The sequence below is a fragment of the Deltaproteobacteria bacterium RBG_16_64_85 genome (assembly GCA_001798885.1).
In the GTDB taxonomy this organism is placed as follows: domain Bacteria; phylum Desulfobacterota; class Deferrimicrobia; order Deferrimicrobiales; family Deferrimicrobiaceae; genus FEB-35.
Genome location: MGQW01000065.1, coordinates 4,660 through 21,169 on the forward strand (window position 1 = coordinate 4,660; position 16,510 = coordinate 21,169).

Here is a 16,510-nt window from a genome sequence, read left to right on the forward strand (position 1 = left end):
TGCGCCGTTCGGGCAGGGGATCCTGATCGTCGGCTGCCGGTGTTCAATATCCAGGTGCAAGGGTCAGCGGCGGAGGACCCCCATGACGATCTCCAGGGCGATGAGCAGGATGATGATCACCTCGAGGGTCTCCGCACGCGAGGCCGCGGCCCGGTTGTTCAGGATGGTGTAGATGTCCTCGAGCGCCTTCAGCTGGTCCCGTATCGTCCCCTCCCACTTCTCGGTCCCCGCCTTCCTACGCGCTTCCTCGTAGACCCTTGCGAGGTAAACGTCGCCCACGAGCTTCAGGGCGTTGTTGATCCTCTCCCGTAGGAGGGAGACGTCCATCTTGATCTCGGAGAGCTTGCGCAGGGGAGTTTCGTAGGGGTCGTGCAGCACGGACAGGAGCCCCCGCTTCTTGCGAAGCTCGTCCGCCATGTCGTCGAGGGCGGCGTGAAGGATGCGGTCGAAGAACCGGAGCTCCAGCATCTGGACGTTCAGGAACTCGAGCACCTCGGCGGTGTCCTGGTACTTCGGGTCGTAAACGAAGGCGGCGTCCCAGTCCGGGATGCAGAAGTCGTTCTCGAAGTAACGGATCGGGTTCCGGAGGATCTCGGCCAGTGCCGACTCGCTGAACGTCCCCCGCTCCAGGGTCAGCAGCCGGGCGATGTCCTGCGGGAACCGGGCGAGCGCCTGGTCCGCGGAGAGTTCGGGTGCGAAGCTTCCCACGTGCCACAGGCTGTACTCCTCGACGAGGTCCGCGAACCCCGGCCGCTTCACCGCGGGCCGGATCTTCTCGTTGAGCCGTGATGCCAGCCCGCGCGCCGCCTCCTCCACACCGCTTGCCCCGGCCAGCAGGAGGGCGGTGGCGGCGTACTCCTCCCACGGCAGGTCCCGGACGGGCAGGCAGAGGGTCACCGACAGCGCCCCGAAATCGAAGATCTTCACGGCAGCCTCCATGCGGAAGGCCGCGCCTTCGTTCCGGACTTCCACGGTGCCTGAGGGGACCGCCAGCGGCTTGGGCTGGTATTGGAGATGCGGCGGGCCGGGGCGCAGACCCGCCAGCCCCGGGGACTCCGCCGCTTCGGACAGCCTTCCGGCGTCCGCCAGGGAGATGTCGAATCCGATGTCATAGGCGTAGAAGAAGAAAAGGTGGCCCGACGCCACCCGGATGTCGTTCATCGCGGACTCCCCGCGAGATAGGGAAACAGGTTGAACAGCAGGTGGAGCAGGACCGGAACGTAGAGATTCCCCGTGATCTTCCGTCCCCCCCCGAGGAGTAGGCCGGGAAACAGGGTGAGCGCCCGGTACCACGAAGGGTAAATGAAGAGATGGCCCGCGGCGAACAGCACCGAGGAACAGAGAACCGGCTCCCATCCCTTTTCCTCGAAAGCGTCGTACAGGTACCCCCGGAAGAAGACCTCCTCGGGGAGCGCCACCAGGAGTCCCTGCCGGAAGAGCATATCCTCCAGCGGAGGCCTGGGCCCGGAATAGGGCGAAAGAGAATGCGGCAGCGGCAGCAGTGCATAGAGGGAGTAAGCCAGAGCTCCGCCCGCGGCCAGGGCGAGCGCCGCCAAAGCGCTCCTCCTGACATCTCCGACCCGGAGCCAGGAAGGCGATTTCCCGCGGCGATAGTAAAGGAAAGGAGCGTAGAGAAACAGGGCGGCGGCCAACAGGTCCGGCTGGAACAGGAAGAAAGATGAGGGATGCATCGATGCCAGGCGCACGACGAGGACGATCCCGAGAAACAGAAGGACCGCCTGAATGGGAACGGCCCCGGGTTTTTTCAAGGCGACTCTCCTTGTGCGGGTCTCAGGTCTTCGGCCGTATCCGGTCGAAGAGGTCGGGAAACCGTCCGATCGTGAAGTCGGGGGGGAGCGAAGCGAAGCCGTCGATGCCCAGTCCGTAGGTTACTCCGCAGGTCGCGACGCCGGCTTTCTTCCCGGCGAGAACGTCGTTCCCGGAGTCCCCGACCATGAGGGTTTCACCGGGGGAGGACCCGTGCGTCCTCATGATGTGCAGAAGCCCGTCGGGATGGGGTTTTTTGCAGTCGAGACTGTCCCCCCCCACAACGTCTACGAAATACCGGTCGAGCGAAAGACCCGACAGGATCGCGCGGGTCATGTCGAACGGCTTGTTCGTGAGGATCGCCATCCGGTAGGTCCCCTCCCATTCCCGCAGGCTTTCAGCCACGCCGGGGAAGGGGACCGTGGTGTCCAGCAGGTGCTGCCGGTAGTGCGCGAGGAACGACTCGAGGACGGCGGGCAGGATGCCGTTGTTCTCTTCTCCCACGGCCCTCCGGATGAGCATCGTCGCCCCGTCCCCCACGTAGGAATAGATCACCGGGTGCGGGAGCGCGGGATGTCCGAACGCCCCCAGCGCGTGGTTGACCGAGTTCGCAAGGTCGACCTTGGAATCGACAAGCGTTCCGTCCAGGTCGAACACGATCAGCCGGATCGCTTCCTTCACGATGATCGCCTCCTGGCACTCGCATTTCATTCAGCTTCGCCGCCTCGGAGGGGGACTCCGTTCGTGGCTCGACGCGCGATGCACCCGCGCGTCTGCGCTTTACCTCACTGCGCCCCCCTCCTGCGGCGGCTCCGCCGAATCCCCTGCGTCCACTCCCCCGCAATCGGCGGAGCTGCGCGTTCCGGTCCCGGTGCTGCCCTTATTTTAAATGAAAACCGGGTTGTCGGGGGCTGTTGCTGTAAACCTTCCCGTAAATGGAGAGGTTGACAGCAAACGCATGTTCCTGGAGAATGGCTCCTGGTTCCGGTCGGGGGGGGATAAGGTTGGAAACGGAAATTTTCTGGAAAAAAATAAGGGAAGATGCCATGTCGGGCAACGGGATCGGTGCTCCCGATGCCCTGTCGGTCCTGCGGCTTCCCCGGGAGGCGCTGTGGCGCCTTCTGGACGTTACGGAAGCCGTCCGGCGGCGATTCAAGGGGGACGGGATCCGGCTCTGCTCCATCGTCAACGCGAAATCGGGGCTCTGCTCGGAGGACTGCTCCTTCTGCTCCCAGTCGAGCCGGTCGAAGGCGGAAATCCCGAAATACCCGATGATCGACGAAGGGGAGATCGTCGCGGCCGCACGGAAGGCCAAGGAACGGGGTGCGAGGGAGTTTTCCATCGTGGCGTCCGGGCTCGCGGTGCGCAGCCTGCGGGAGCTCGTCCGTGTGGGAAACGCCGTGGAGCGGATCCGGAACGAGGTGGGGCTCGAGACGTGCGTGAGCCTCGGCACGCTGCCCGCCGACAGTATCGTCTATCTCCTCTCGCGGGGCCTGCGGTCGGTCCACCACAACCTGGAGACCTCCCGGCGGTTCTTCCCGTCGGTGTGTACGACGCACGACTACGAGGAGGACATCCGCGCCGTCCGCGATGCGAAGGCCGCCGGGGCGTGGGTGTGCTGCGGGGGGATCTTCGGCCTCGGGGAGACCGACGAGGACCGCGTGGAGCTGTCGATGACGCTCCGGGAGCTCGACGTGGACTCGATCCCGGTGAATTTCCTGAACCCGGTCCCCGGCACTCCGCTCGAGGGGAAACGGGACCTGACCCCGTTCGCCTGCCTCAAGATCATCGCGATGATGCGCCTTTGCCATCCCGCGCGGGAGATCATCGTGTGCGGCGGCAGGGAAGTGAACCTGCGCGACCTTCAGTCGCTCATGTTCGCCGCGGGGGCGACGGGTACGATGGCGGGGAACTACCTCACCACCAGCGGGCGGCCCGCGGAAGAGGACGTTCGGATGATCCGGGACCTGGGTCTCTCCTTACGGGGGCCGTAGAGGATGGACCTCTCTTTTCTATCCGGGGAAATCGCGGCCCTGAAAGAGAAGGGTCGGTACCGTTCCTTGCGGCGCGTTTCCGGCCCCCAGGACGCCGTGATCCGCATCGAAGGGGCCGACCGGCTCAACTTCTCCTCCAACAACTACCTGGGCCTGGCCAACCACCCGGCGGTCGTGGCGGCGTTCGTGGAGCACGCCGGCCGGTACGGGGTGGGTTCGGGAGCCTCGCGGCTGATCTGCGGCCACATGGAGGTCCATGCGGAACTCGAGGACGCGGTGGCGCGCCTGAAAGGGACGGAGGCGGCTCTGACCTTCAGTGCGGGGTACATGGCCAACCTGGGGATCCTGTCGACGCTTGCCGGTCCCGACGCGACGATCTTCTCCGACGAGCTGAACCACGCTTCGATCGTCGACGGGTGCCGGCTCGCCCGCGCCCGCGTGGAGGTCTACCGGCACTCCGATGCGACGCACCTCTCGGACCTGCTCGGGCAGTCGCGGGCGAAGCGCAAGATCGTGGTGACCGACGGCGTCTTCAGCATGGACGGCGACATCGCGCCCCTCCCCGATCTCGTGGAGGCGAAGGAGCGGCACGGGGCGATCCTCGTCGTCGACGACGCCCACGCCACCGGTGTGCTCCCGCCGCACGGGCGAGGGACCGCCGGCCACTTCGGGATCCGCGACCGAGTGGAGATCCAGATGGGGACCTTTTCCAAGGCGCTGGGGACCTATGGGGCCTACATCGGGACGACGCGCGCAATGGTCGACTATTTCATCAACAAATGCCGCCCGTTCATTTTCAACACGGGCCTGCCGCCCGCCATCGCAGGGGCGACGCTTGCCGCTCTCCACATCCTTTCGGGGGATCCGGAACTTCTCTCATCGCTGTGGCGGAACCAGGTGGCGTTCCGCGCGGAGATGGCGGCACGGGGGAGGGCGGTGACGTCCCCCACCGCGATCGTCCCGATCCCCGTCGGCGGGGACGTGGAGACGATGGAGGTGTCGAAGACGCTGTTCGATCGCGGCGTGTTCGTCCACGGAATCCGGCCGCCCACGGTGCCCGAGGGGACGGGCCGCCTCCGGCTGACGCTGATGGCCACGCACACGCGGGAGATGATCCGGACGGCCGCGGAGCAGATCGACCGGGCGCTCTCGGAGCAGGGAATTGGACCGGACGGAATCGCTCAGGCGTAGGGATAAAGCCGTGATCTGGCACCCGTTCACCCAGATGGCGGACTGGGAGAAGGACGATCCCATCGTCATCGAGCGCGGCGAGGGGAACTACCTTTTCGACACCGACGGGAACCGGTATTTCGACGGGGTCTCCTCCCTCTGGGTGAACCTGTTCGGCCACCGTCGGAAGGAAATCGACGACGCCGTCCGCGCCCAGCTGGATCTCCTGGCCCACTCCACGTTCCTCGGGCTGTCCCACCCCCCGGCGATCGAGCTGGCGGAAAAGCTCCTCGCCTTGGCGCCCCCCGGGCTGTCTCGGGTCTTCTACTCGGACAACGGTTCGACGGCCATGGAGATCGCCATCAAGATGGCCTTCCAATACTGGCGGCAGAAGGGAAACGGGGAGAAGAAGAAAACGTTCCTCACGCTCTCCGAGGCGTACCACGGCGACACGATCGGCTCCATCTCCGCCGGCGGGATCGACCTGTTCCACAAGATCTTCCGGCCGCTGTTGTTTTCCACCCGCCGGATACCGACCCCCCACTGCTACCGGTGCCCGTTCGGCCTCTCCCGGCCGTCCTGCGGCCTCCACTGTGCCGACCGGATGGAGGAAGAGATTCACACGGCGGCGGATTCCCTTGCGGCTGCCATCGTAGAGCCCCTCGTGCAGGGGGCGGCGGGAATGCTGATGATGCCCGAGGGGTACCTGGGGAGGCTGCGCGCCGTGACGCGGCAGTGCGGCGTACTCCTGGTGTGCGACGAGGTGGCGACCGGCTTTTGCCGCACGGGCACGATGTTCGCCTGCGAGCAGGAAGGGGTTTCCCCGGACATCCTGGCATTGGCCAAGGGGCTGACCGGCGGCTACCTTCCGCTGGCGGCGACCCTCACGACGGAGGAAATCTACCGGATGTTCCTGGGGCGGTACGAGGAATACAAGACCTTCTTCCACGGCCATTCCTACACCGCAAACCCGCTCGGGTGCGCGGCGGCGCTGGGGACTCTTTCCATTTTCGAGGGGGAGGACATACCGGCACGCGTGTCCGCTCTTTCCGCGATCATGGCGATGTCCCTTTCGCGCCTCGCAGGGCAACCCAACGTCGGCGACATCCGGCAAAAAGGGCTGATGGCCGGGATCGAGATCGTGGCCGACCGGAAGACGAAGGAGCGGTTCCCGCCGGAGCTTCGGCTCGGCCAGAAGATGGTCCGGAAAGCGAGGGAGAAGGGGATCCTTCTCCGGCCCCTCGGCGACGTGATCGTCCTGATGCCTCCTCTATCCTCGACGGAGAGCGAGGTCGAGGGGCTGGTCGACGTCACGGCGTGGGCGATCGGCGAAGTGTTGGGGTGAAAGCGTTTCTCATAACTGGGACGGACACGGGGGTGGGGAAGACCCACGTCGCATGCCTGCTCGGAAGACGGCTGGTCGCGGAGGGGATCGACGTTTTTCCGTTGAAACCGGTCGAATCGGGATGTCTTCCCGGCCCCGACGGGAAACCCTTTCCCGCCGACGCGGTTGCGCTCCAGGAAGCCATCGCCCCGCGCCTGCCCCTCTCCGCCGTCTGCCTCTATCCTCTCTCGGCACCTCTGTCCCCCCACCTTGCGGCCCGCCTGGAGGGAGTGTCGATCGACCCGGAGCGTATCCGGAAGACGGTTCTCGATGCCGCAATGATTTCGGAGATCCTTCTCGTCGAGGGGGCCGGCGGGATCGCCGTGGAGATTCGCGAGGGGTACGCCTTCGCCGACCTCGCGCGCGACCTTTCCTTTCCCGTCCTGGTCGTGGCGGAGAACCGCCTCGGGGTGCAAAACCATCTTCGGCTCACCGTCCGGTATCTCCGCTCGGAGGGGTTGACCCTTGCCGGGGTCGTCCTCAATGACCGGACGGGCGATCCCTTCCCCGCCCGGGAGACCAACGAGGCAGAGGTCCGGCGAATCGCCGGAGACCGCTACCTGGGCCGCGTTCCCTTCGGGGCGACTTCCCTGCCGGAAGAGACGTTCCTGCGGTTCCGAGATATTTATCTCACGGCGTAATCGTCATTTTCATATAATAAGGCTCCCATGCAGCCCCCGGAGAAGAACCGCATCTGGCTCAAGCCGCTGATCTTTGTCACCGCCCTCGCTCTCCTCACGTTTCTCTTATACAAAACGGGGCTTTTCCGCTTCTTCATGGACAAGGAAAGACTGCGCGGGTTCATCGATTCCCTCGGGATGTGGGGGTTTGCGGGGTTCATCTTCCTGCAGGTGGTCCAGGTCGTGGCCGCCCCCATCCCCGGGGAGGCGTCGGGGCTGCTCGGCGGTTACCTGTACGGGCCGTTCATCGGCGTCCTGCTGTCGACGGTCGGTCTTACGATCGGCTCCTACGTCGCCTTCGCGCTGTCCCGGTACTTCGGCCGGCCGTTGACGGACAGGTTCGTGGACAAGGCGACCATGGACCGGTTCGATTACCTCCTCCACCACAAGGGCGCCTTCCTCGTGTTCCTTCTCTTCCTCCTCCCGGGATTTCCGAAGGACCTCCTCTGCTATATCCTGGGGCTGGGGCACCTGACGACGTTGGAGTTCCTTTCGATCGCGTCCTCGGGAAGGCTATTGGGGACGGTGCTTCTCACGCTGGGCGGCACGTACTTGAGGAAACAACAGTATTTCCGGTTCTTCTCCCTCTGCGGCGTCGCGGTGATGGCCGTCTTTTTCGCCATCGCCTACAAGGACAAGCTGGAGCTCCTGTTCCGGAAGTGGCACGAGAAGCACAAGGAGAAGCATCACAAGAAGTAACGCGGAAATTCACCGGACGTCCGGTGCGGCCTTTCTCGTTTTATCGACCATGTACACAATCCCGAAGCTGATGAAATAGAGGCCCAGGAGCGGCATGGCCATCAGCGTTAGGTTATAGACGTCCGGCGTCGGGGTGAGGACGGCGGCGAGGATGACGCAGATCAGGAGGGCGTGCCTCCACCGCTTCCGGAAAAACTCCGGGGTGAGCCATCCCGCCCGTGCAAGGAAATAGGAAACGAGGGGAGTCTCGAAGGAGAGGCCGAGGGCGAGGAGCATCGTCCCGCAGAAGGAGATGAACTTCCGGGCGGAGATGAGGGCCGACACTTTCTCCGTTTCAAAGCTCACGAGGAACCCGATCCCGGCAGGGAGCAGGACGTAATAGCCGAGGAGCGCCCCCGCAAGGAACAGGACCGTCGCCGCGAGGATGACGACGCCCCCCCACCCCCGCCAGCCGGGCACCCAGCGCACCACCGCCCCCCGCCAGAGCAGCCACGCGCCCACCGGGAGCGAGAGCGTGATCCCGCAGTACAGGGAGAGGTTGATCAGCGCAAGGAAGCCTTCGGCCGGCGAGTAGGCGACGAGCTTCCGGCCCAGAAGGCGGACGACGAAGCGCAGGATCGGCTCGGCGTAGAAGAAGCAGGCGACGGTGAGGAAGAGCACGAGGACCGCGTACGCGGCCAGCCCCTTGCGGGACTTTTCCAATTCGTCGAGGATGGTGGCAACCTGGATTTGCACGGAACCCTGCGCGAGAGATTTGATCCCTTATCTTACAGTGAAATGCCGCCGGACGTACCAGACGATCCCGGCGATCAGGACCGCGCCGATCAGCAGGTCGAACTTGTGGAAGTACTCCCGCAGCGTGGGCCACTTTTCCCCCATGACCATCCCGACGTAGGCAAGCCCGAGGCACCACGGCAAGGACCCCGCGAACGTGTAGGCGATGAACCGCTTCATCTCCATCCGTGCCACGCCGGCGGGGAAGGCGATAAAGGTCCGGATGACGGGCAGAAGCCTCGCGAAAAAGACGGTCGCCTGCCCGTGCCGCGCGAACCAGCGGTCCGCCACGTCCAGGTCGTGGTGGGACATGAGGATGAACTTCCCGTATTTCTCGATGAGCGGCCGCCCTCCGTACATCCCGAGGTAATAGGCCGGGACCGATCCGACCACGCACCCGATCGCCCCCGCAAGCCCCACGGACCAGAGCGAGTATTTCCCCAGGAAGACGAGATACCCCGAGAACGGCATGATGACCTCGGAGGGAAGCGGGATGCAGGCGGACTCGATCGCCATGAGGAGGACGATGCCGGGCAGCCCCATGCGGGAGATCACGTAGATGATCAGCGAGGCCAGCGCTTCCAGGATCCGGGTGACCATCGGACAGACTCCTTTCCTATCCCACGGTGATGTAGGGTGGGCCGATGCGGAGGGTGGGCTGGGCATCGCCCACGGGGACTCCTTGTCCCTCCTTGCCGCAGGTTCCAAGGCCGAAGCCCAGGTCGCTTCCGACCCGGTCGATCATCCGGAGCACTTCGGGGCCGTTCCCTGTGATGGTGGCTCCGCGGACCGGCTCCCCCCGCGTGCCATTCTCGATCCGGTACCCCTCGGCGACCTCGAACATGAAGTCGCCGGTGACGGTGTTGACCTGCCCGCCCCCCATCTTGAGGACGAGGAGCCCTCGTTCCACGCTCTTGAGGATCTCGCCGGGGGGAGTGGAACCCGGCAGGATGATGGTATTGCTCATGCGGGGGACCGGCTTGTGCCGGTAGGACTCGCGACGCCCGTTCCCCGTGGAGCGGGCGCCGTCCTTCATGGCGGAGAGCCGGTCGTGCAGGAACCCCTTCAGGATGCCGTGGTCCACCAGGACGGTCCGCTCCCCCGGTGTCCCCTCGTCGTCGATGCCGAAGGATCCCCGCTTTCCGGGAGCCGTCGCGTCGTCGACGATCGAAACAAGGGGGCTTGCCACTTCCTTCCCGGGCGCATCCTTGTAGACGGACATCCCCTGGCGAGCAAGGTCCGCCTCCAGGCCATGCCCGATGGCTTCGTGGACCATCGTGCCGCCCGCTTCCGCCGAGATGACGACCGGCATCCTCCCCCCCTCGATCTTCCGGGCCGAGAGCGTCCGTACGGCCCGCGAAGCCGCCTTGCGAGCGAGGGCTTCGGGGACGAATTCCTCGAGGAACTCCCAGCCGACCGTCCCACCGCCGGATTCGTATCCCATCGCGAGCCCGCTCTCGTTGCCGGCGACGCACTGGGCGGTCAACAGCGTAAACGTCTGCGCTTCGGAGACGAACACTCCCGGATGCGCCGCCACCTCGATCCTGCGCTCCGCCTCCCCGTAGGTCGCACGGACCTGCCGGATCTCCGGCGACTCCCCCCTCGCGACGCGGTCCACGAGGGAAACGAGCGCCGCCTTTTCCCGGACGCCGCGCGTCGACGGCGGCACGCGGACGGCGGAAGGCCCACGGACGGCGATGGGAGAGGCGGGGAGGACGGCGGGAAGGCCGCCTCCTTCCGCGTACCGTGAGAGATCGCTCGCGAGGGAGAGAAGGACGCGCTCGCTCACTTCGTTCGTGTAGGCGTAGAACGTCTTTTCCCGGTGGATCAGGCGGACCCCGACGCCGATGTCGGTCCCGGAGAGCACCCGCTCGATCCTGCCGTCCTCCAGCAGGACCAGGAGCGAACGCACCTCCTCGTAGAAAAGCTCCCCGTATTCTCCGCCCCGGGACAGCAGGGCGGAAAGGACCGGCGTGATGCGCAACTCCGAGAGCATGGCGGACTCCCGCGACCCAGTGGGTTCCTGCGGTTTTGTGTATAATACACGGTACGTGAAATTTCGCCGAGGGTACGGATGAAAACAAAATTCGTTCTGGGGGCACTGGCCCTTTTTCTTTTGTCCGGAGAGGCGTTTGCCTTCCACGGAAACAACGCGTCGATCAACGCGCGCATTCAGGGAAGAGCCTACTCCCTGTTCCTCTCCGGTTACCTCGCGTACCGGGAAGGGAATCTCGACGCCGCCCTCGAGGCGTATCGCAAGGCGCTGAAGTACTCCGAAAACGAGCCGGAAATCCTGTACGAAATCGGGAACGTCCTCGTCAAGAAAGGGAACCTTGGCGGTGCGAAGGAGGTGCTGGAAAAGGCGCTTTCGCTCGACGACGGCCATTTGCGGGCCCGGTACCTGCTTGCCGGCACCCTGGCTGCCATGGGGGACAAGGAGAAGGCCATCACGTTCTACGAGCGGGTCATCGCCGACGATCCGGAGACCGAGGAAGCCTACGTCCACCTGGCGACGCTGTTCCTCGAGAAGGGGGATTTCGGGAAGGCGGAGGAATACCTTTCCTCCCTCATCGCCAGGAACCCCGATTCGTTTCTTGCCTACTACTACCGGGGACGGCTCCTCGCCGCGCAAAAGAAGTTCGAGGGCGCCGTCGAGGATTTCGACAAGGTTCTCTCCCTGCAGCCTTCGTTCGACAGCGCCCTGATCGATTCGGGCGGCGTCCTGGAGATCCTGGGGAAGCACGCGGAGGCCGAGGAGCGGTACCGGCGGGCGTTGGAGCTGTCACCGAATAACCCGTTCATCCGGGAGCGGCTGGGCCGGGTCCTGATCCTGGAGAACAAGATCGACCAGGCCGTCGGCCAGTACGAGGAGCTCAAGAAGTTCTCCGGCGACAACCTGGATTTCCGGGTGAGGCTGGGCCTGCTCTATCTGGAGCGGGACCGGTACGACGACGCGATCAACGAGTTCCGCTTCGTCCTTTCGGCACAGCCGCAGAATTCCCAGGTCCGCTTCTTCCTGGGCACCACGTACGAAGAGAAGGGACTGCTGGCGGAGGCGCAGGAGCAGTTCCGCGCGATCCCGGAATCTTCCCCGGTCTACCGCGACGCGATGCTCCACCTGGCGATGGCGCTCGGGCGCCAGAAGAAAAACGACGAGTCGATCGGGGTGACCCGGAAGCTTCGGGTGAAGTTCCCCGACGACGTCGACCTGATGGTGTTCCTGGGAGGTCAGCTCGAGGACGCGAAAAAGTACGAGGAGGCGGTCGGCGTTCTCACGGAGGCGGCCGCGAAGGATCCGAAGAACGCCTCGGCGCAGTTCTCCCTGGGCGTCGTCTACGACAAGATGGGAAATTTCGACAAGATGGTCGCGTCGATGGAGAAGGCGATCGAGATCGACCCGAAGAACGCCGTGGCGCTCAATTACCTGGGCTACACGTACGCCGACCGGAACATGAAGCTCAAGGAGGCCGAATCGCTGATCCTCCGCGCGGTGGAGATCCGGCCCAACGACGGCTACTTTCTCGACAGCCTGGCCTGGGTGCACTACCGGCAGGGCGATTTCAAGCGCGCCGAGTCGGAGCTGCGGCAGGCGCTGACGCTCGTCCCCGACGACCCCGTTGTGCTCGAGCACCTGGGGGACGTTCTCGTGAGCGAGGGGAAGGCGGGCGAAGCCGCTTCCTACTTCGAGAAGTCGATCGCGAAGGGGCACGAAAAGCCCGAGGAGATCCGGAACAAGCTCAGCCGGGCCAGGAGTGAGGGCCCACCCTCGAAATGAGGAGAAGACCGGACTGGCTCGCGGTGTAGCAACGGCTTGCTGGCTCGCGTCGGCGCTTCTCCTTGCGTCCGGGTGCGCTCCCGCCCGCTATCGACTTGCGGGGGACGAGGCCGGGGGAGCGCGGGAACTTTTCGTCTCCGCCGCCGCGCTTTCCTTCCCCATCGAAGCTTCCTTCTCCGGAGTTGCCGAGATTTCCGGTCGTGCACTGCCGTTCGTCGCGGGGGTGAATTCGCGCGCCCCCGCCGAGGAAACCGTCGGCGTCTATGACCCGCTGGGGCGGCCTGCCCTGTTCCTCGAGAATGACGGAACCAGGATCCGGTTTTCCAGGGGCCCGGCCGCGGGCGACTTCCCGCCGCCGAATCTCCAACCGGTTCCCACGGGCCCGGTTTCTCTCGGGCGGATCCTCTCCGGAGCGCCCGGCTACCCTGTGGATGAGGGGGATCTCGGCAGGACGGCGGAGGGCGAATGGGTTCTCGAAGACGGGCGGCAGAGGCTCTTTTCCGACCCGTCGCGGCGGCTTCTCTCGCGCGCGGAATACGATTTCTCGGGTAAGCGCGTCACGGTTACGTACCCTGGACGGGAAACGTCGGGGCCGCCCCCCCTGGTGAAGATCGAGGTTTCCGGGGCAAAGATCGTGCTGCGGAGGGACACGGAATGAGACGCCTGCTGACTGCCGTATTCGTTGCGAACCTGGCCGTCGGAACCATCGGCCTGCTGGCCGGGTGCGCCGGGGAAAAAAAGGAGAGCGCCGGGAAAGAAGCCGCCGGGAAGCAGGAGGCGCCTGCCCACGGGGACGCCATCGTCTTCGGGAGCAACGGGGACGTAAGCGGCTTCCTTACCGCGGTGACCTCCGACTCCGCTTCCCACGACGCCGCCGGCTACGTCTTCAACGGCTTGGTGCGGTACGACAAGAACGTCAAGCTCGAAGGAGAGCTGGCCGAGTCCTGGGAGGTGGCCCCCGACGGGAAGAAGATCACCTTCCGCCTTCGAAAAGGGGTCCAGTGGCACGACAACGTCGCGTTCACCTCCGAGGACGTGATGTTCACCTATCGGAAGATGATCGACCCGAAGACCCCGACCGCCTACGCGGAGGACTTCCGGCAGGTGCGCCGGGCGAGCAACCCCGACCCTTACACGTTCGTCGTGGAGTACGACAAGCCCTTCGCGCCGGCGCTGGCCTCCTGGGGGATGTCGATCCTCCCGAAGCATCTCCTGGAGAAGTACGAGGACATCTCGAAAAGCCCGCTGAACAAGTCCCACCCGATCGGCACGGGTCCCTACAAGTTCGTGGAGTGGAAGCCCGGGGAGCGGGTGGTCTTCGAGGCGAACCCGGATTATTTCGAGGGGAAGCCGTACCTCCAGCGGGTCATCACCCGCGTGATCCCGGACCAGGCGACGATGTTTCTGGAGCTCAAGTCCGGCGGCATCGATTCCATGAACCTCACGCCGCTGCAGTACACCCGACAGACCGAGACCGGGGAGTTCCGGAAATCGTACAAAAAGTACCGATATACGGCCTTCAACTACACCTACTTGGGGTTCCGCCTCTCTCACCCCTTCTTCGCGGACAGGAAGGTCCGCCAGGCCATCGCCCACGCGGTCAACAAGAAGGAGTTGGTGGAAGGCGTCCTCTTCGGGCTGGGGCAGGAGGCGATCGGTCCGTACAAACCGGGCACCTGGGTGTACAACCCCGACGTCCCGAAGTTCCCCTACGACCCGGCGAAGGCAAAAGGACTGCTCGCGGAGGCGGGATGGAGGCCGGGTGGGGACGGGACGCTGGAAAAGGGCGGGAAAAAGTTCCTGTTCACCGTCCTGACCAACGCCGGCAACGAGAGCCGCGCCAAGGCGGCGGCCATTCTCCAGCAGAACCTGGCCGCCGTGGGGATCCAAATGGAGATCCGCACGGTGGAATGGGCCGCCTTCATCAACGAGTTCGTCGACAAGCGGAAATTCGACGCGGTGATCCTCGGGTGGAGCGTCACGCCGGACCCCGACCAGTACGACATCTGGAGTTCGAAAAAGACGGGTCCCAAGGAGCTGAACTTCGTGGGCTTCTCGAATCCCGAGGTCGATCGGCTGCTGGAGGATGGGCGCCGCACCTTCGACATCGAGAAGCGGAGGATGGCGTACTTCCGGATCCAGGAGATCCTCGCGGAGGAGCTGCCGTACGTCTTCCTGTACGTTCCCGATTCGCTGCCGACGGTCCACGGGCGGTTCCACGGCATCGAGCCCGCCCCCATCGGGATCTCGTACAACTTCATCAAGTGGTTCGTGCCGAAGGAGCAGCAGAAGTACACCTCCTTCCGGAAATAGGAGTGCGATGCTCCGGTACGTCGTCCGAAGGCTCCTGCTGACGATCCCGCTCCTGGTCGGGATCAGCCTGATCTCCTTCCTGGTGATGCACATGGCCCCCGGGGGGCCGATCGGCGTCGCCACGGACATGAACCCGAGGGCCACGGCGGAAGTCCGGGAACGGCTCAAGGCCTATTACGGACTGGACCAGCCGCTCCCCGTGCAGTACGGACGATGGCTCGGCCGGATGGCGACGCTCGACTTCGGTCAGAGCTTCTCCCCCGACGGGCGACAGGTCTCCGACAAGATCCGGGAGCGGATCCCGGTGACGCTCGCCATCAACGTGCTGTCCATGGGGATCATCTTCCTCGTCGCGATCCCGATCGGGATCTACTCCGCGGTGCGGAAGGACTCCTGGTTCGACCGGATCTCCACCGTGACCGTCTTTACAGGGTTCGCCGTTCCCACCTTCTGGCTGGCTCTCCTCCTCATGATCCTGTTCGGAGTGAAGCTCGGCTGGCTTCCGATTTCGGGACTGGTCTCGCTGGAGCACGACTCGTTCCCCCTCGCGGGGAGGATCTGGGATCGCGCGAGGCACCTGGTCCTGCCGGTCCTGCTGGCCGGGTTCGGCGGGCTGGCAGGGTTCTCGCGGTACATGCGATCCAACATGCTGGAGGTGATCCGGCAGGACTACATCGCCACCGCGAAGGCCAAGGGGCTTCCCGAACGGCAGGTCGTGTTCCGGCACGCGGTGCGGAACGCCCTCCTGCCGGTCATCACGATCCTCGGGCTTTCCGTGCCGGACCTGCTCGGCGGATCGGTCATTTTCGAGACGATCTTCGCCATCCCCGGGATGGGCCAGCTCTTCTACCAGAGCGTCATGTCGCGGGACTACCCGCTGATCATGGGGATTCTCGTGATCGGGTCGTTTCTGACGCTGATCGGAAACCTGCTGGCGGACGTCGGCTACGCGCTGGCCGACCCCCGCATCCGGGCCGGGTGACGCGATGGCTTCGGTCGCGCGATCGATGTTCGGCGATTTTCTGCGGAGGCTGGCGCGGAACCGGCTGGCGGTCGCCGGGGGAACGGCGGTCCTCTTCTTCTTCATCGTCTCGGCCTTCCCCCATGCGTTCTCCTCCCATGACCCGAACCGCATCGACGTCTTCAAGGTTCTCCGGCCGCCCTCCGCGGAACATCCCCTCGGGACCGACGAGCTGGGACGCGACGTCCTCGCCCGGATGGTGTATGGCGCCCGGATCTCGCTCAAGGTGGGATTCGTGGCGGTGGGGATCGCTACGTCCATCGGCCTGCTGGTGGGGCTCTTCGCGGGATTTTACGGAGGCCTGACCGATGCCGTACTCATGCGCTTCGTCGACATCATGCTCTGTTTCCCCACGTTCTTCCTCATCCTGTCGGTGATCGCGTTCCTGGAGCCCTCCATCTACAACATCATGCTGGTCATCGGGGTCACCGGATGGATGGGCGTGTCGCGGCTGGTCCGGGCGGAGACCCTGTCCGTCAAGGAGCGCGACTTCGTGGCAGCGGCCCGTGCGCAGGGGGCGGGGGATGCGCGGATCATCTTCCGGCACATCCTGCCCAACACGCTGGCGCCGGTCCTCGTCGCGGCCACACTCGGGGTGGCGGGCGCGATTCTCACGGAGTCGGCGCTCTCCTTCCTGGGCATCGGAGTGCAACCCCCAACGCCGTCCTGGGGGAACATCCTGACCGCCGGCAAGGACAACATCGAGTTCGCCTGGTGGCTCTCCGTCTACCCGGGGCTCGCGATCCTGTTCACGGTCCTCGGGTACAACCTGCTGGGCGAGGGGATCCGCGACGCCGTGGATCCCCGGCTGCGGGGGAGGTAACGGATGAGTTGCGAAGCAAACAAGATGACGCGACCTGCAGCCACACTCATCGGCTCCGTTCCCACGTGCAATGTGCGCGTGGTACCGGCTGCGCCGCCTCGGAGGGGGAC

16 protein-coding genes are annotated in these 16,510 nt (G+C 65.0%); 10 read left to right on the top strand and 6 right to left on the bottom strand.

Annotation, left to right across the window (positions count from 1 at the left end):
- Window positions 1-63 precede the first annotated feature (63 nt).
- Genes A2Z13_01465 through A2Z13_01475 form a run of 3 tightly spaced genes read right to left on the bottom strand, consistent with a single transcriptional unit; the run spans window position 64 to window position 2,478 of the window.
- Window positions 64-1,161, bottom strand: a complete 1,098-nt coding sequence (locus tag A2Z13_01465; GenBank protein ID OGP77450.1) for a hypothetical protein — start codon at window positions 1,159-1,161, stop codon at window positions 64-66.
- Entirely contained in the window at window positions 1,158-1,769 is a 612-nt protein-coding gene (locus tag A2Z13_01470; protein OGP77451.1) for a hypothetical protein, read from the bottom strand. Before A2Z13_01470 ends, A2Z13_01465 begins: the two co-directional genes overlap by 4 nt.
- A 22-nt stretch (window positions 1,770-1,791) precedes the next feature.
- A complete protein-coding gene (locus A2Z13_01475; protein OGP77452.1) occupies window positions 1,792-2,478 on the bottom strand; it encodes a hypothetical protein in 687 nt (228 codons plus the stop codon).
- 335 nt (window positions 2,479-2,813) lie between these two features.
- Here A2Z13_01475 and A2Z13_01480 point away from each other — a divergent pair, with 335 nt between their 5' ends.
- Genes A2Z13_01480 through A2Z13_01500 form a run of 5 tightly spaced genes read left to right on the top strand, consistent with a single transcriptional unit; the run spans window position 2,814 to window position 7,694 of the window.
- Window positions 2,814-3,761, top strand: a complete 948-nt coding sequence (locus A2Z13_01480) for a biotin synthase BioB (protein OGP77554.1) — start codon at window positions 2,814-2,816, stop codon at window positions 3,759-3,761.
- Window positions 3,762-3,764: 3 nt separating this feature from the next.
- A complete protein-coding gene (locus A2Z13_01485; protein OGP77453.1) occupies window positions 3,765-4,952 on the top strand; it encodes an 8-amino-7-oxononanoate synthase in 1,188 nt (395 codons plus the stop codon).
- Complete coding sequence (locus A2Z13_01490) at window positions 4,924-6,276, top strand: adenosylmethionine--8-amino-7-oxononanoate transaminase (GenBank protein ID OGP77454.1); 1,353 nt, start codon at window positions 4,924-4,926, stop codon at window positions 6,274-6,276. The genes A2Z13_01485 and A2Z13_01490 overlap by 29 nt, the downstream gene beginning before the upstream one ends.
- A complete protein-coding gene (locus tag A2Z13_01495) occupies window positions 6,273-6,956 on the top strand; it encodes a dethiobiotin synthase (protein OGP77455.1) in 684 nt (227 codons plus the stop codon). Before A2Z13_01490 ends, A2Z13_01495 begins: the two co-directional genes overlap by 4 nt.
- Window positions 6,957-6,983: 27 nt before the next feature.
- Entirely contained in the window at window positions 6,984-7,694 is a 711-nt protein-coding gene (locus A2Z13_01500; GenBank protein OGP77456.1) for a hypothetical protein, read from the top strand.
- Between the two features lie 9 nt (window positions 7,695-7,703).
- Here A2Z13_01500 and A2Z13_01505 read toward each other — a convergent pair whose 3' ends face one another.
- From A2Z13_01505 to A2Z13_01515, 3 genes are read right to left on the bottom strand one after another with little or no spacing between them, the layout of a single operon-like run.
- Window positions 7,704-8,429 (bottom strand): hypothetical protein, encoded by a 726-nt coding sequence (locus tag A2Z13_01505; protein ID OGP77457.1) that lies wholly within the window; start codon window positions 8,427-8,429, stop codon window positions 7,704-7,706.
- 27 nt (window positions 8,430-8,456) lie between these two features.
- The gene (locus tag A2Z13_01510) at window positions 8,457-9,068 is read right to left on the bottom strand and encodes an alkaline phosphatase (GenBank protein OGP77458.1); all 612 of its coding nucleotides are present in this window, start codon (window positions 9,066-9,068) and stop codon (window positions 8,457-8,459) included.
- 16 nt (window positions 9,069-9,084) lie between these two features.
- Complete coding sequence (locus A2Z13_01515; GenBank protein OGP77459.1) at window positions 9,085-10,464, bottom strand: peptidase C69; 1,380 nt, start codon at window positions 10,462-10,464, stop codon at window positions 9,085-9,087.
- Window positions 10,465-10,542: 78 nt separating this feature from the next.
- On the opposite strand from A2Z13_01515, the gene A2Z13_01520 reads away from it, so the two are divergent.
- The 5 genes from A2Z13_01520 to A2Z13_01540 are packed head-to-tail and all read left to right on the top strand — an operon-like array spanning window position 10,543 to window position 16,400.
- The gene (locus A2Z13_01520; protein OGP77460.1) at window positions 10,543-12,243 is read left to right on the top strand and encodes a hypothetical protein; all 1,701 of its coding nucleotides are present in this window, start codon (window positions 10,543-10,545) and stop codon (window positions 12,241-12,243) included.
- Window positions 12,221-12,901 (top strand): hypothetical protein, encoded by a 681-nt coding sequence (locus tag A2Z13_01525; GenBank protein ID OGP77461.1) that lies wholly within the window; start codon window positions 12,221-12,223, stop codon window positions 12,899-12,901. Before A2Z13_01520 ends, A2Z13_01525 begins: the two co-directional genes overlap by 23 nt.
- Window positions 12,898-14,556: a peptide-binding protein gene (locus A2Z13_01530; protein OGP77462.1), complete on the top strand. Its 1,659-nt coding sequence runs from the start codon at window positions 12,898-12,900 to the stop codon at window positions 14,554-14,556. Before A2Z13_01525 ends, A2Z13_01530 begins: the two co-directional genes overlap by 4 nt.
- Window positions 14,557-14,563: 7 nt before the next feature.
- Window positions 14,564-15,538, top strand: a complete 975-nt coding sequence (locus A2Z13_01535; protein ID OGP77463.1) for a diguanylate cyclase — start codon at window positions 14,564-14,566, stop codon at window positions 15,536-15,538.
- A gap of 4 nt (window positions 15,539-15,542) precedes the next feature.
- Entirely contained in the window at window positions 15,543-16,400 is an 858-nt protein-coding gene (locus A2Z13_01540) for a peptide ABC transporter permease (protein OGP77464.1), read from the top strand.
- The last annotated feature ends 110 nt before the right edge of the window (window positions 16,401-16,510 follow it).

Bases quoted from the DNA above. Each gene is read 5' to 3' on its own strand.
- A2Z13_01465 (OGP77450.1), bottom strand. From the start codon at position 1,161: ATGAACGACATCCGGGTGGCGTCGGGCCACCTTTTCTTCTTCTACGCC.
- A2Z13_01475 (OGP77452.1), bottom strand. From the start codon at position 2,478: ATGAAATGCGAGTGCCAGGAGGCGATCATCGTGAAGGAAGCGATCCGG.
- A2Z13_01480 (OGP77554.1), top strand. From the start codon at position 2,814: ATGTCGGGCAACGGGATCGGTGCTCCCGATGCCCTGTCGGTCCTGCGG.
- A2Z13_01485 (OGP77453.1), top strand. From the start codon at position 3,765: ATGGACCTCTCTTTTCTATCCGGGGAAATCGCGGCCCTGAAAGAGAAG.
- A2Z13_01500 (OGP77456.1), top strand. From the start codon at position 6,984: ATGCAGCCCCCGGAGAAGAACCGCATCTGGCTCAAGCCGCTGATCTTT.
- A2Z13_01510 (OGP77458.1), bottom strand. From the start codon at position 9,068: ATGGTCACCCGGATCCTGGAAGCGCTGGCCTCGCTGATCATCTACGTG.
- A2Z13_01515 (OGP77459.1), bottom strand. From the start codon at position 10,464: ATGCTCTCGGAGTTGCGCATCACGCCGGTCCTTTCCGCCCTGCTGTCC.
- A2Z13_01520 (OGP77460.1), top strand. From the start codon at position 10,543: ATGAAAACAAAATTCGTTCTGGGGGCACTGGCCCTTTTTCTTTTGTCC.
- A2Z13_01530 (OGP77462.1), top strand. From the start codon at position 12,898: ATGAGACGCCTGCTGACTGCCGTATTCGTTGCGAACCTGGCCGTCGGA.
- A2Z13_01535 (OGP77463.1), top strand. From the start codon at position 14,564: ATGCTCCGGTACGTCGTCCGAAGGCTCCTGCTGACGATCCCGCTCCTG.
- A2Z13_01540 (OGP77464.1), top strand. From the start codon at position 15,543: ATGGCTTCGGTCGCGCGATCGATGTTCGGCGATTTTCTGCGGAGGCTG.